The sequence below is a fragment of the Labedella endophytica genome (assembly GCF_003990045.1).
GTDB classification, from domain to species: Bacteria; Actinomycetota; Actinomycetes; order Actinomycetales; family Microbacteriaceae; genus Labedella; species Labedella endophytica.
Genome location: NZ_RZGZ01000001.1, coordinates 331,437 through 345,320, shown reverse-complemented (window position 1 = coordinate 345,320; position 13,884 = coordinate 331,437). Strand labels below are relative to the sequence as shown.

Sequence of the window (13,884 nt, the reverse complement as noted above, 5' to 3'; positions counted from 1 at the left end):
ATGGCCAAGACCACTGCAGCCGACCGCGCCCTCGCGGGCCCGCCCCAGACCACACGCTCCATCACGACGGCCGACCGGAAGGCCGAGCGCAGCATGGCCGCACCGCGCGGCCGGGCGATGAAGTGGTTCGCCAGCATCGTGCTCATCGTCATCGGCGTGATCTTCCTCCTTCCGCTCGTGTGGCTCGTGCTCGCCTCGCTCGACCAGAGCGCGAGCCTCTCGGTGAAGTGGCCGGAGGCTCCGTCCTTCGACAACTTCATCGCGGTGCTCACGCCCGAGACGTCGCTCATCCCCCTGACGAACAGCTTCATCCTGTCGGCGGGCTGCGCGATCGTGACCGTGCTCGCGGCGATCCTCGCCGCGTACCCGCTCTCGCGGTACTCGATGCGGATCAACAAGCCGTTCCTCTACGGCGTGCTCTTCGGGACCTGCCTGCCGATCACGGCCATGATGGTGCCCGTCTACGCACTCTTCGTGGCGTTCAACCTCATCGACAACATCGGCGGGACGATCCTGTTCCTCGCGGCGACCTCGCTGCCGATGGCGATCTGGATGATGAAGAACTTCATGGACTCCGTGCCGATCTCCCTCGAAGAGGCGGCCTGGACCGACGGGGCGTCCGCGATGCGGACCCTCAGCGCGATCGTCGTGCCGCTCATGCGGCCCGGCATCGCCGTGGTGTTCATCTTTGTGTTCATCCAGACGTGGGGGAACTTCTTCATCCCGTTCGTGCTGCTGCTGTCCCCCGAGAAGCTGCCGGCCGCGGTCAGCATCTTCTCGTTCTTCGGCCAGTACGGCTCCGTCGCCTACGGGCAGCTCGCCGCGTTCTCCCTGCTCTACTCCGTACCCGTGCTCGCGCTCTACGTGCTCGTGTCCCGCCTCGGCGGCGGCTCGTTCGCGCTCGCCGGCGCGGTCAAGGGCTGACGCCCGGCTCGCGCCCACCTCCCCACCGACCGCTCCATCGACCCGCTCCACGTCCCACGCGGCGCGACGGCCGACGTCCTCGGACGCCGTCCGCCTCGCCTCGACCAGAAGGAATCCACCCATGCCAGAACCCACCAGCTTCGTCGACCTCCGCATCCGCCGCTTCCTCTCCGAGCGCATCACCCCCGCGATCTACCGCGAGCGCGAGCCGCTCACGGTGACCGCGTGGGACGTGCCCGGCGAACCCGTGCCGTACGCGGAGGCTGTGACGCAGGAGTTCCGCCCGTTCACCGTCGGCGAGGAGTGGAGCCGGCCGTGGGGCACGACGTGGTTCCACCTCACCGGCACGGTGCCGGCGGACTGGACGACCGAGGGCACCGCGATCGAGATCGTGCTCGACCTCGGATTCGTGAAGGGCCACCCCGGGTTCCAGGCCGAGGGGCTCGTGTGGGACACCGACGGGAACATCGTCAAGGCCGTCGAGCCGTTCAACAACGCCGTGCCCCTCTCCGTGCGCCCGGGCGACACGATCGACCTCTACGTCGAGGCCGCGTCGAACCCCGACGTGCAGGGCGAGTCGATCTACGCGCCGACCGAGCTCGGCGACCTCGCCACCTCGGGCGACGAGCCGCTCTACCGCACCCGTGTCATGGACATCGGACTCCGCGACATCGCCGTGTGGGAGCTCGCGCAGGACATCTGGACGCTCGACGGGCTCTGGCGTGAGCTCGGCGAGGAGCTGCCGCGTCGCGCCGAGATCCTGCGCGGGCTCGAGCGCGCGATCGACGCCGTCGAGCCCGACGACGTCGCGGGCACCGCGCCGGCCGGCCGCGAGGCGCTCGCGCCGCTGCTCGCCTCGCCCGCCTACGCTTCGGCCCACCGCCTCATCGCGGTCGGCCACGCGCACATCGACTCGGCGTGGCTGTGGCCCGTGCGCGAGACGATCCGCAAGTGCGCCCGCACCTTCTCCAACGTGCTCGCCCTCATGGACGAGAACGACGAGTTCTTCTTCGCCTGCTCGTCCGCGCAGCAGTTCGCGTGGATGAAGGAGTTCTACCCCGAGCTCTTCACGCGCATCAAGGCCCGCGTCCTCGAGGGCCGTTTCGTGCCCGTCGGCGGCATGTGGGTGGAATCCGACACGAACCTGCCGGGCGGCGAGGCCATGGCGCGCCAGTTCGTCACCGGGAAGGGCTTCTTCCTCCGCGAGTTCGGCATCGACACCCCCGAGGTGTGGCTGCCCGACTCCTTCGGCTACTCCGCGGCGATGCCGCAGGTCGTGCGCGCGTCCGGCTCCCGCTATTTCCTCACGCAGAAGCCGTCGTGGAACGAGACCAACGTCATGCCGCACCACACCTTCCACTGGGAGGGCATCGACGGCACGCGCGTCTTCACGCACTTCCCGCCCGTCGACTCGTACAACGCGACCCTGTCCGCGGAGGACCTGCACCGCGCCCAGCGCCAGTACAAGGAGAAGGGCGAGGCGAACACCTCCCTCGTGCCCTTCGGCTACGGCGACGGCGGCGGAGGACCCACGCGCGAGATGGTCGCGGCGGCCGAGCGCACGCGGAGCCTCGAAGGCTCCCCCACCGTGGAGATGGCGAGCCCCGTGGACTTCTTCGAGCGCGCCGAAGCCGAGCTGCCGAAGCCGCCCGTCTGGTCGGGCGAGCTGTACCTCGAGTTCCACCGCGGTACCTACACGTCGCAGGCGCGCACGAAGCGCGGCAACCGCCGCAGCGAGCACCTGCTCCGCGAGGCCGAGCTCTGGGCCACGGCCGCGACGATCCGCGCCGGGGCCGAGTACCCGACCGCGGAGCTCGAGGACGCGTGGCACACGGTGCTGCTCAACCAGTTCCACGACATCCTCCCCGGCTCGTCGATCGCCTGGGTCTACCAGGTGGCCGAGGAGCAGTACGAGCGCGTCGCCGGAGTGCTCGAGGGCATCATCGAGCGCTCGCTCGCGGCGCTCGCCGGAGCCGGCGACCGCGCCCTGCTCGCGAACGCCGGGCCCTACGCGGTCGACGGAGTGTCCGCTCTCGGCGGCTCCGTCGCCGTCGTCTCCTCGTCAGGGACGAGCGCCGTGCGCGTCGATCGCTCGGGCGACACGATCGCGCTCGAGAACGGGCTCGTCCGCGTGGTGATCGACGCCGACGGCCTCGTGTCCTCCCTCTACGATCTGCGGGCGGAGCGCGAGCTCGTCGCCCCCGGCGAGCGCGCGGGCGAGCTGTGGATCTACCGCGACACCCCCGCCCAGTGGGACGCGTGGGACATCGACGTGCACTACCAGCGCCACGGCACCGCGATCCGCGCTTTCGACTCGATCGAGGTCGTGTCGGAGGACGACGCCGCTGCGACGGTGCGCATCACGCGATCGCGCGGGGAGAGCACCTTCGTCCAGGAGTTCACGCTCACGGCCGGGCGCCCGACGCTCGACCTCACGACGACGATCGACTGGCACGAGCGGCAGAAGCTCCTGAAGCTCGCCTTCCCTCTCGACGTGCACGCGGAGCGCGCGTCGAGCGAGATCCAGTTCGGCCACATCCACCGGCCCACGCACGTGAACACGTCGTGGGACGCCGCGCGCTTCGAGACGAGCGCGCACCGCTGGGTGCACGTGGGCGAGCCCGGCTACGGCGTGGCCGTGGCCAACGACTCCACGTACGGTCACGACATCACGCGCTCGACGCGTGACGCCGACCGGGGTGGAGACGGCGGCACCACGACGCTCGTGCGCGAATCGCTGCTGCGCGCGCCGACGTTCCCGGACCCGCACGCTGACCAGGGGCGCCACGTGCTCCGGACCGCGATCCGTGTGGGCGCCGACGTGCTCGAAGCCGCCGCGGAGGGCTACCGCCTCAACGTGCCGCCGCGCGCCGTGACGGGCGGCGCGGACATCGCTCCCCTCCTCACCGTCGACGACCCGGCCGTCGTGGTCGAGGCCGTGAAGCTCGCGGAGGACGGCAGCGGCGACGTGATCGTGCGTCTCTACGAGGCGCGCGGGTCGAAGGCGCGGGCGTCGCTGACGGCCGGCTTCGCCTTCGCGAGCGTCACGGAGACGGACCTCCTGGAGCGCGACGTGGAGCCCACGGCCCTCGTGTCGTCCTCGGACGGCGCCGGCCCGGTGTCACTCTCCCTCCGACCGTTCCACCTCGTGACGCTCCGCTTCCACGGAGTCACCGCCTCCTGACCCGCCCTCTCCCCCTCCTGAACATCCCCTCTGTGCCCGACTCCTCGAGCACGGAGGGGATTTTTAGGTGGAGAGGAGGGGGTGCGGAAGGATAGCGGGGGTTCCGTGGTTGGGAGTGGCGTGGAGTTCATACTGTGGCTGTTCGACGCGCAACTGCGCATCGGCGACCAGACCATCCTGTGGCGCGAGATCGTCGGCAACGTCTTCGGTCTGCTCAGTGCGCTCGGCGGCATGCGCCGCAAGGTGTGGGCGTGGCCTGTCGGCATCGTGGGCAACGTGCTCCTGCTGACCGTGTTCCTCGGCGCGGTCTTCGGCACGCCGAATCCCGTGAACCTGCTCGGCCAGGCGGGACGGCAGATCATGTTCATCGCCGTCTCGATCTACGGCTGGTACCGCTGGCGCACGGCGAGCCGCGACGGCGGAACGGCCGTGGAGCCGCGTTGGGCCGGATGGCGCAACCGCGTGTTCCTCGTCATCGCGCTCGTGGGCGGGACCGCCCTCCTCACCCCGATCTTCCGCGCGCTCGGCTCCTACGAGCCCGTGTGGGCGGACGCGTGGATCTTCGTCGGCTCCCTCCTGGCCACCTACGGCATGGCGAAGGGCTGGGTGGAATTCTGGCTCATCTGGGTCGCCGTCGATCTCGTCGGCGTGCCGCTGCTCTTCGGTGCCGGCTACTACGCGTCCGGATTCATGTACGTCTTCTACGGGGCGTTCACGCTCTTCGGCTTCGTCGTCTGGGCGCGGACCCGACGGAACAAGCCCTCCGTCGAAACCCTCTTCCCCGACCCCACCCTCCACCCCTGACGCCCCCCCCCCCCCCCCCCCCAGCACCCGTCAGGTGTTGCGTTTGAGCGTGTTTGCGGCGGCAGAGCGGCGCGAACGCGCTCGAACGCCTCACTTCATGAGACGCGAAAGGGCGGGCGGGGCGGGGCGAGGGCGCGAGGGGGGTGGGTTGCGGTGCGCGGGTCAGTTGTCGGGGGCGGGTTGGAGGGTCGAGAGCCAGAACTCCGTGCGGGCCACGTGGGAGGCGGCCGCGGCGGTCGCCGCCGCCGGGTCGCGACGCGCGATCGCCTCCACGATCGCACGGTGCCCCTCGTCGCTCGTGCGTTTGACGGGTGCGGACGGGTCCGAGTCGAAGATCTTGTAGTGCCGCCCACGCGAGCGGAACACCCCGATGAGCGACGTGACCGTGGGGTTGCCGGCGGCCACGCAGATCGCCTCGTGGAACTCGTCGTCGAGAGCGGACATCGCGGCGACGTCGTCGCTCGCCTCCATCTCGTCGCACAGAGCGGAGAGCCGGTCGATGAGCTCCTCCGGCGCGCGGGCCGCCGCTTGCGCCGCCGCATTGCCCTCGAGCACACGCCGGATCTCGAAGAGCTGCAGGAGCCCGTCGAGCGGGAGCAGGTCGACGGTGAGCGAGAATCCCCGGATCACGTCCGCCGGATCGAGCCGCGAGACGTAGGTCCCCGACCCGTGTCGCACCTCGATGACGCCGAGGGTGTCGAGCACGCGCACGGCCTCCCGCAGCGAACTGCGTGACACGTCGAGCCGTGCGCACAGGTCGGCCTCCGGCGGGAACCGCTGCCCGGGCCGGAGCTCACCAGAGGAGATCATCTGCCGCAGGCCGTTGAGGGCCGTCACCATCACCGTCATGCGCGCCCTTTCCCGTGTGTTCACATCGTAGGGGTTCGGCTCCGCAGCCAACTCATCTGATGACTCGATATCCGTCCGGTCGACAGAACCTTTTACATGCCGAAAACATAAGCCTATTTACAACGAACAGGGGCGTGGCTACCGTATCCGTAAGCTCGATCGAGCTCGAGAGATCAGATGACTTACGGAAGGCGGCCTCATGTCCCTCGCGCTCGATCACCCACCGGCTCCGGCTCCGGTCCTCGACCACGACGGTCGACCGGCGCGGGATTCGTGGAGCCTGTCGCGCGAGGCGATCCACCTGAACCACGGCTCCTACGGCGCGGTTCCCACCGCCACGATCGAGCACCATCTGTCGCTCATCGCCCTCCAGAACGACGGCCCCGGCGCGTGGTTCGCCACGGCTCCCCTTCGCGTGGGAGAGGCACGCGAGAGCATCGCCGCGTTCCTGCGCACCTCCCCCGAGCTCACGGCGATCGTCCCCAACGCGAGCGCCGGTGTCACGGTCGTGCTGCAGTCCCTCGATCTCGCCCCCGGGGCCGAGATCGTCGTGACCGACCACATCTACGGAGCGGTGAAGATGGCGGCTGAGCGCGCCGTGCGCCGCGTCGACGGCACCGTCCGGATGGTCCCGATCGACCTCGATGCGACCGACGACGAGGTCGTCGAGGCGATCGACGCCGCCGTGTCCGATCGCACGGCGCTCGTGATCGTCGACCAGATCGCCTCGGCCACCGCGCGCGTCTTCCCCGTGGCCGCCCTCACCCGTCGGCTGCGCGCCATCGGCGTCCCCGTCCTCGTGGACGCCGCGCACGCCCCTGGCCTCTACGAGAGCCCCGCGGCGGACATCGACGCCGACTACTGGATCGGGAACCTGCACAAGTGGGCGTGCGCCCCCTCCGGCACCGCGGCCCTCGTCGTCTCGCCGCGCGTCGACGCGGACGCACTGAACCCCCTCATCGATTCCTGGGGAGCCCCCGACCCGTTCCCCCGACGCTTCGACACCCAGGGCACCGTCGACCTGACGGCGATCCTCGCCGCCCCCCACGCGCTTCGGACCATCGAGGACGAGTTCGGCTGGGACCGCATGCGCACCTACGTCTCCGCACTCTCCGCCCACGCTGAGTCCCTCATCGCGACGGCCCTCGAGGACGCGACCGGTGTCCGGGCTCGCGTGGACATGCCGGTCCACGCACCGGCGCTCCGCCTCGTCGAGCTGCCGACCGGTGTCGTCGTCACACCCGAGGACGCCCACGTCCTCCACCGCGTGCTCCGATCCCTGGGCTTCCAGACCGCGACGACGTCGTGGCGGGGCCGCGGCTTCCTCCGCCTCTCCGCCCACCTCTACAACACGGCGGACGACTACGCCCGCTTCGTGGAGACGGGGGTGCCCGCCCTCGCGCGCCTCCATGCGGATCGCATCGCCGACGAGGCCGCTCCGCTCGCAGCCCTCCCCACCGCGGCCGCGAACCTCTCCTGACCCCCCACCCCGACCCACCCCACCTGCACCACCCCACCGCACTCTCGACAGCACGGAGGAAACATGAAGCACCGCTCAGCGTCGTTCGTGGCCATGATGGCCGCCGGCGCCCTCGCCCTCACCGGTTGTTCCGGCTCGACCGGTGACGACGGAGACGTCACCCTGCAGATGGTCGAAACCCTGACGAACCCCGCCAGGCAGGAGATCCTCCAGGAACTCATCGCCGGCTTCGAGGAGGAGAACCCGGGCGTCACCGTCGAGCTCGTCTCTCCCCCGACCGAGCAGGCACTCACGACCGTGCAGCAGATGTTGCAGGCCGGGAACGGTGTCGACGTCCTGGAGGTCCAGGACTCCACCGTCGGACCGTTCACCTCCAACGACTGGCTCTACGACATGAACGACGACCTGGCCGATTGGGAAGGCTGGGACGCCCTCACCCCGAACGCCGCGGCGTTCGCCAACCAGGAGGGCCCGACCTACCTCATCCCCTACGGCTTCTACGGGCTCAGCCTCTTCTACCGCACCGATCTCATCGAGGAAGCCGGCTTCGACGGGCCGCCGAAGAGCTGGGACGAGATGATCGAGATGGCCTCCGCCATCAACGACCCCTCCGCGAACACGTACGGCTACGCCTTCCGCGGCGGGACCAACGGATCGTCGAACGCCGTCGCCATCATCACCGCCTACGCGGCCGACGAGATCGACCCGGAGAACGCCTTCCTCCTCGCCGACGGCTCCTCCGTCTTCGCGACCGACGAAGCGCAGGACGCGATGGACGACTACCTGGATCTCTTCACCAACGGGTCGCCGCCCTCGTCGATCGCCTGGGGCTACCCCGAGATGGTGCAGGGCTTCGCGTCCGGCTCCACCGCGTTCCTGCTCCAGGACCCGGAGGTGATCGCGACGATCCGCGACGACTCCACCCTCGAGGAGGACCAGTGGAGCACGACCCCGCTCCTCGTCGGCCCGTCCGGCAAGGCAGCCCAGCCCCTCGCGTCCGCCGGTTGGGGAGTCGCGGAGAGCAGCGAGCACAAGGAGGAGGCCGTGGCCCTCATCGAGTACCTCTCGACGGGCGAAGCGCCGCTGACGTTCGCGAAGGGCAACTCGCTCGTGCCGATCCTGACGAGCGCCGAGGACGACCCCTTCTTCAGCGAGGGACCGTGGGCGACCTACGTCGCGATGAACGAGGACCCCGACACCTACATGAACGTCATCCAGCCGCGCTCCGTGTCCTGGTGGCAGGAGTGGCAGGAGAAGTCGGATCGAGAGCTGCAGTCCGTGCTCCTCGGTGAGATGACGAGCGAGGAACTGCTCGCCGAGTGGGACACCTACTGGTCCGAGAAGTACGCCTCGGAGGAATGACGCCGTGACGACAACCGCACCGGGGCGGCGGGCCGCAGAGCCCGCCGCCCCGGCGGACCCGCCCGGCGGACGCTCCAACCGCCGGGCGTTCACCCGCCGACGCGCCCTCACTATCGGCGCCTTCCTGGCCCCGGCCTTCATCGCCGTCGCCGTGTTCACCTACTACCCCATGCTCGTCGGCAGCCTGGGCGCATTCCGCACGTGGACGATCTACAACGTCGCGGACCAGCCCTGGTCTGGCCTCGACAACTTCCGCACGATCCTCGCGGACCCCCTGTTCTACGGGACCGTCATGAACACGATCGTGTGGGTGGTCGGCTCGATCGTCCCGCAGTTCGTGATCGGCTTCGCTCTCGCGCTGTGGATGCGCCGGAAGTTCCGCTTCCGCGGCCTCTACCAGGCGCTCGTGTTCTTCCCGTGGGCGATCTCGGGCTTCCTCATCGGAGTGCTGTTCCGCTGGATGTTCAACAGCGAGTTCGGGGTGATCAACGACCTCCTCCTGCGCAGCGGGCTCGTCGAGAGTCCGCTGCCGTGGCTCGCGTCGCCCGCGCTCGCGATGCCCGCCGTGATCATCGCGAACATCTGGTACGGCGTGACGTTCTTCGCGATCATGATCCTCGCGGCCCTCCAGTCGGTGCCGGACGAGCTCTACGAGGCCGCGGCGCTCGACGGCGCCGGGAAGGTGCGCGTCTTCTGGAACGTGACCGTGCCGTACATCCGCACGACCCTCGCGCTCACCGTCCTCCTCCGGACCATCTGGATCTTCAACTTCCCCGACCTCATCTTCGGCATGACCGCCGGAGGACCGGGAGGGCGCACCCACATCGTCACGAGCTACATGATCGAGATCACGCAGCAGGGCGAGTACGGGCGTGCGAGCGCTCTCGGACTCATCGTCATGCTCGTGCTCGCGATCTTCGCCGTGTTCTACCTCCTCGCGACGCGGGAGAAGAAGGAGGCGTACCGATGATCACGTCGCAGTCCCTCTCGGGCAAGGTCGTGCGCTTCGTCGCGCTCGGTCTCTGGCTCGTCATCACGCTCTTCCCCCTCTACTGGATCGTCATCACCGCGGTGAAGCCGCGCAGCGACATCTACGCGTTCCCCGTGGAGTACTGGCCGCAGTCGTTCTCGCTCGAGAACTTCATCACGCTCTTCCGGGTGTCGAACTTCGGGACCTACCTGACGAACAGCATCATCGTGTCGGTCTCCGCCGCGACGTGCGTGACGCTCATCTCGCTCCTGTCGGGATACGTGATCGCCCGGTTCGAGTTCAAGGCGAAGGGCGCCGTTCTCATGGCGTTCCTCGTGACGCAGATGATCCCCGGTTTCATCGCCCTCGGCCCCCTCTACCAGCTCATGGTGAACCTGGGACTCGTGAACGAGCGCAGCGGGCTCACCCTCGTGTACATCGCGATGTGCATCCCGTTCTCGACGATCATGCTGCGCGGGTTCTTCGAGAACGTGCCGGACGCACTCGAAGAGGCCGCGATGATCGACGGCTGCAGCCGCATCGGCGCGCTCTTCCGCGTTCTCGTGCCCGTCATGACCCCGGGTATCGTCGCAGCCTTCATCTTCAACTTCGTGAGCTGCTGGAACGAGCTGTTCCTCTCGGTGACGCTGCTGACGTCGGATGCGAACAAGACGGTGCCGACGGCGCTCAACGGCTTCATCACGAGCTACAACATCGACTGGGGTTCGATGTCGGCCGCTGCGGTGCTAACGATCATCCCCACGATGGTCATGTTCGCCTTCGCGAGCAAGTACATCGTGCAGGGCCTCACGTCGGGCGCGGTGAAGGGCTGATCGGGTCCGGCATCCGATTCGTCCTCGCGGCGGGAGGCGTTGGTCCTCGCGGCGGACGCCCCGGACGGCGTCCGATCCGTATGGTCGTCGTATGAGCACCCGAGCGCGGACAGCGAAGCGGCGACCGACCATCAAGCGGCGGCGGCGCCGCGCCGTCACGCTGCTCGTCGGCACCGCGATCCTCGGCGCCGTCGTGGTCGGGGCGATCTCGTCGTTCGGTCCGGGCGCGGGCGACGATGCCGACGCACGCGGCGACGGCGCCCCGATCGAGCTGTTCGCCGGCCCCCCGGAGGACTGCGCGGGCGGGGCCGTCATCGACGGCTGGACCGAGGGCACGCTGCACCTCGACGTGCGCGACGTCGAGTCGGGGGAACCCGTGCGCGAGGTCCGGAGCGAGGACCCGGCCCCCACCGGCAGCACCATGAAGCTCCTCACCGCGGCGGCCGCCGTGACGTCGCTCGGGCCAGACACCACCCTTCAGACGCGCGTCGTGCAGGGCGACGACCCGGGCACGGTCGTGCTCGTGGGCGGAGGCGACCCGACGCTCAGCCGCCTCCCGAGCGGGCAGGACGGCGTCTACCCGGGCGCGCCCCACCTGGACGAGCTCGCCGCGCAGGTCCTCGACGCGCGCGCCGCCGATCCGCGGCTGCGCGACGAGCCCATCGTGCGCCTCGACGTCGATGCGAGCCTCTTCGGCGGGTCCCCGTGGCTCGACAGCTGGCCCGAGTCGGCGCGCACCTCCGGCTCGGTGTCGAACATCACGGCCGTCATGGTGGACGGCGATCGCGACGACCCGACGAACGCGTACTCGCGCCGCGGCGAGGCCGCCGTCGATCGTGCCGCGCAGGCGTTCGCGAAGCTCCTCGGGAAGGACGTGTCCGTCGGCCCCCTCGTCGAGGCCCCCTCCGACGCCGCCGAACTGGGCATCGTGCGCTCCGCCCCCGTGCGCGAGCTCGTCGCGCACCTCCTGACCCACTCGGACAACACCCTCGCGGAATCGCTCGCCCGACTCGTGGCGGTCGACGAGGGGACGGGCAACGATTTCTCGGCCGTTCAGGCGGGCACGACGGCGGCCCTCGACCGTCTGGGGCTGTCGACCGACGGTCTCGTGCTCGCGGACGGCTCGGGGCTGAGCTCGGAGAACGCGGTCCCCGCCGGCGCCCTGTCCGAGCTGCTCGTCGAGGTCGCGCGCGGTGCCGGCGACCTCGCCATCGTGGACGACGGCCTCGCGGTGGCCGGGCAGAGCGGCACGCTCGCGGAGGACGGTCGCTTCTCGGGTGAGACCGCCGACGCCGCGGGGCACCTCCGGGCGAAGTCCGGAACCCTCACGGGTATGTCCGGCCTCGCGGGCATCGCCGAGGCCGCCGACGGATCGACGGTCGCGTTCACCATCTGGGCGGAGGACCTGGAGCCGGGCGCCGCCACGACGACCGCGCGCGACGCGGTCGACACCCTCGCCGCCGAGGTCTACCGCTGCGGCGCGTCTCTCTAGCGGTACCCGGGAACCCTCAACCGACCAGGCGGTGGTCGTGGGCGAAGACCACGATCTGAACGCGGTCGCGGAGTGTGAGCTTCGCGAGGATGCTGCTGACCTGCGTCTTCACCGTCGACTCGCTCACGAACTCGCGCTCGGCGATCTCCGCGTTCGACAGGCCGCGGGCGACGAGTCGGAACACCGCCTGCTCGCGCGTGCTCAGCTCGCGGAAGGCGGGAGGCGGCGGGGGCGGGGGTGCGGCGAGCACGTCCGTGGCGAACAGCTCACCCAGTTCGTCGGCCGCGAGCACCGTGTTACCCGCGTGTACCGCCCGGATCGCGGCCGTGAGGAACGCGGGGGTCGCGTCCTTCAGGACGAATCCGCTCGCGCCGTGGCGGATGGCCGTGGCAGCGGCACGATCGAGGGCGAAGGTCGTGAGCACGATCACGCGCGGGAGCGCGGCCTGTTCGAGCGACGAGCGGCCGCCGTCGAAGAGCGCCCGTACCGTCTCGACCCCGTCCATGACGGGCATCCGGATGTCGAGGAGCACGACGTCGGGGCGGGTCTCGTCGATGACGGCGAGGGCCGCGGCACCGTCGCCGGCCTCCCCCACGACCTCCATGTCGGTCTGGGCGTCGAGGGCGACCCGGACGCCGCCACGGAAGAGCTCCTGGTCGTCGACGAGCACGATGCGGATCACGGCGCACTCACCGTCCGGTCGATCGACGGGGTGACGGGCTCACGCGGCGGCGCGGCCGGAGCGATCGTGGTCGCGGGCGCCCCGTGCCGGACGGGCCCGGTGGAAGGTCCCGTCAGAGGTCCGGCGACCGGGCTCGCGAGGGGCACGCGCGCCCGAGCGGTGAACACGCCGTCGACACCCTCGGCCTCGACACTCCCGCCGATCGCCTCGACGCGGGCGCGCATCCCGGAGATCCCCGAACCGGACCCGGACGCCGTGTCCGCACCCGGCGCGACCGGCGTCGCCGCGTTCTCCACCTCGAGCACGACGTCGCCGGAACGCCACACCTCGCGCACGTGGATCGTTGCTCCCGGGTCGCCGTGGCGGAGTGCGTTCGTCAGCATCTCCTGCGCGACGCGGCGCACGATCACGGAGCCCGACGCATCGAGCGGGCGGTGCGCGCCCCGCACGGAGCGCTCGACCGTGACCCCGGCCGCGCGGATCTGCTCGACGAGCGTGTCGAGATCCGCCGGTTCGTCGTCGGCCCCCTGCGGGGTCATGCCGCTCAGCACCTCCCGCACCTCGTGGAGCGAGCGGCGGGCGGTGTCGGCGATCGTCGCGGACACCGAGCGGATGCGGGCCGTGTCGTCGAGGAACTGCACCGAGTCGGCCTGGGCGATGATCACGGCGAGGGAGTGACCCACGATGTCGTGCACGTCGCGCGCCATGTCCGCGCGCAGCTTCTCCGCCTCCGCGACGCCGAGCGCCCGCTCGGTGCGGTCCTCGGCGAGGACCCGTCGCTCGGATTCGTGGCGCTGCGAGCGGAACGACCGCACGGCGAAACCGGCGAGCCAGGACGCGGCGAGCACCCCGACGGGGGCGATGGCGGCGGCGAGCGGGATGCCCATCGCGAAGATGAGGTAGCGGGTGCCGGACTGCACGAGGTAGTCGGTCGCGACGAGCCCGCCGACGAGGGCCGAGGCGCCCGAGGCGACGAGTTCGACCCGGGACCCGTGCCGCGCGGCGGAGTACAGCACGAGCAGGATCGCGATCGCAGCGAATCCCGGCCGCTCGTTGACGAACATCTGGGAGAGCGCCATCGCCCACGCCGCGATCAGCGCCGTGCCGGGGGTCACGCTGCGCAGCGCGATCGTGACGAAGGCCAGGATCGCGACGGGGATGCTCGCCGTCTCCACGTCGAACGGCGGGAAGAGCCCGAGCAGCGTCACGACCATCGCCGTCACGACGTCGGTCGTGAAGCGCCAGCCCTTCAGGCGGTCGAGCAATAGAGCGGTGTCCATCGTCCAGGTCCTCCCGCGCGGCGG

Annotated in this window: 11 protein-coding genes; 8 read left to right on the top strand and 3 right to left on the bottom strand. The window is 70.2% G+C overall.

The genetic code is table 11. The annotated features are described in order from the left end of the window. The 3 genes from ELQ94_RS01625 to pnuC all read left to right on the top strand — a co-directional run bounded on the left by ELQ94_RS01625 (position 1) and on the right by pnuC (position 4,912). Positions 1–924 carry a carbohydrate ABC transporter permease gene (locus ELQ94_RS01625; protein ID WP_424976764.1) on the top strand — a complete coding sequence of 308 codons (924 nt, stop codon included), beginning with the start codon at positions 1–3 and terminating at the stop codon, positions 922–924. Between the two features lie 121 nt (positions 925–1,045). Next, on the top strand, positions 1,046–4,108 hold the full coding sequence (locus ELQ94_RS01620; protein ID WP_127046504.1) for an alpha-mannosidase: 3,063 nt from the start codon (positions 1,046–1,048) through the stop codon (positions 4,106–4,108). A gap of 120 nt (positions 4,109–4,228) precedes the next feature. Then, positions 4,229–4,912, top strand: a complete 684-nt coding sequence (pnuC, locus tag ELQ94_RS01615) for a nicotinamide riboside transporter PnuC (protein WP_127046502.1) — start codon at positions 4,229–4,231, stop codon at positions 4,910–4,912. A gap of 162 nt (positions 4,913–5,074) precedes the next feature. On the opposite strand, the gene ELQ94_RS01610 is transcribed toward pnuC, so the two are convergent. Then, positions 5,075–5,761 (bottom strand): FadR/GntR family transcriptional regulator, encoded by a 687-nt coding sequence (locus tag ELQ94_RS01610; RefSeq protein ID WP_127046500.1) that lies wholly within the window; start codon positions 5,759–5,761, stop codon positions 5,075–5,077. A 199-nt stretch (positions 5,762–5,960) separates the two neighbouring features. On the opposite strand from ELQ94_RS01610, the gene ELQ94_RS01605 reads away from it, so the two are divergent. From ELQ94_RS01605 to dacB, 5 genes are all read left to right on the top strand, one after another. Continuing rightward, positions 5,961–7,241 carry an aminotransferase class V-fold PLP-dependent enzyme gene (locus ELQ94_RS01605; protein ID WP_127046498.1) on the top strand — a complete coding sequence of 427 codons (1,281 nt, stop codon included), beginning with the start codon at positions 5,961–5,963 and terminating at the stop codon, positions 7,239–7,241. Between the two features lie 63 nt (positions 7,242–7,304). Continuing rightward, positions 7,305–8,603, top strand: coding sequence for an ABC transporter substrate-binding protein (locus ELQ94_RS01600; protein WP_127046496.1), 1,299 nt, complete (start codon positions 7,305–7,307; stop codon positions 8,601–8,603). A gap of 4 nt (positions 8,604–8,607) precedes the next feature. Beyond that, positions 8,608–9,573: a carbohydrate ABC transporter permease gene (locus ELQ94_RS01595; protein ID WP_127046494.1), complete on the top strand. Its 966-nt coding sequence runs from the start codon at positions 8,608–8,610 to the stop codon at positions 9,571–9,573. Next, positions 9,570–10,406: a carbohydrate ABC transporter permease gene (locus tag ELQ94_RS01590; RefSeq protein WP_127046492.1), complete on the top strand. Its 837-nt coding sequence runs from the start codon at positions 9,570–9,572 to the stop codon at positions 10,404–10,406. Before ELQ94_RS01595 ends, ELQ94_RS01590 begins: the two co-directional genes overlap by 4 nt. Before the next feature lie 91 nt (positions 10,407–10,497). Further along, positions 10,498–11,898, top strand: coding sequence for a D-alanyl-D-alanine carboxypeptidase/D-alanyl-D-alanine endopeptidase (gene dacB / locus ELQ94_RS01585; RefSeq protein ID WP_127046490.1), 1,401 nt, complete (start codon positions 10,498–10,500; stop codon positions 11,896–11,898). A 16-nt stretch (positions 11,899–11,914) separates the two neighbouring features. On the opposite strand, the gene ELQ94_RS01580 is transcribed toward dacB, so the two are convergent. Next, the gene (locus ELQ94_RS01580) at positions 11,915–12,580 is read right to left on the bottom strand and encodes a response regulator (protein WP_127046488.1); all 666 of its coding nucleotides are present in this window, start codon (positions 12,578–12,580) and stop codon (positions 11,915–11,917) included. After that, positions 12,577–13,860 carry a sensor histidine kinase gene (locus ELQ94_RS01575; protein WP_127046486.1) on the bottom strand — a complete coding sequence of 428 codons (1,284 nt, stop codon included), beginning with the start codon at positions 13,858–13,860 and terminating at the stop codon, positions 12,577–12,579. The genes ELQ94_RS01580 and ELQ94_RS01575 overlap by 4 nt, the downstream gene beginning before the upstream one ends. Positions 13,861–13,884: the final 24 nt, after the last annotated feature.

Bases quoted from the DNA above. Each gene is read 5' to 3' on its own strand.
- ELQ94_RS01625 (WP_424976764.1), top strand. From the start codon at position 1: ATGGCCAAGACCACTGCAGCCGACCGCGCCCTCGCGGGCCCGCCCCAG.
- ELQ94_RS01620 (WP_127046504.1), top strand. From the start codon at position 1,046: ATGCCAGAACCCACCAGCTTCGTCGACCTCCGCATCCGCCGCTTCCTC.
- ELQ94_RS01610 (WP_127046500.1), bottom strand. From the start codon at position 5,761: ATGACGGTGATGGTGACGGCCCTCAACGGCCTGCGGCAGATGATCTCC.
- ELQ94_RS01605 (WP_127046498.1), top strand. From the start codon at position 5,961: ATGTCCCTCGCGCTCGATCACCCACCGGCTCCGGCTCCGGTCCTCGAC.
- ELQ94_RS01600 (WP_127046496.1), top strand. From the start codon at position 7,305: ATGAAGCACCGCTCAGCGTCGTTCGTGGCCATGATGGCCGCCGGCGCC.
- ELQ94_RS01590 (WP_127046492.1), top strand. From the start codon at position 9,570: ATGATCACGTCGCAGTCCCTCTCGGGCAAGGTCGTGCGCTTCGTCGCG.
- dacB (WP_127046490.1), top strand. From the start codon at position 10,498: ATGAGCACCCGAGCGCGGACAGCGAAGCGGCGACCGACCATCAAGCGG.
- ELQ94_RS01575 (WP_127046486.1), bottom strand. From the start codon at position 13,860: ATGGACACCGCTCTATTGCTCGACCGCCTGAAGGGCTGGCGCTTCACG.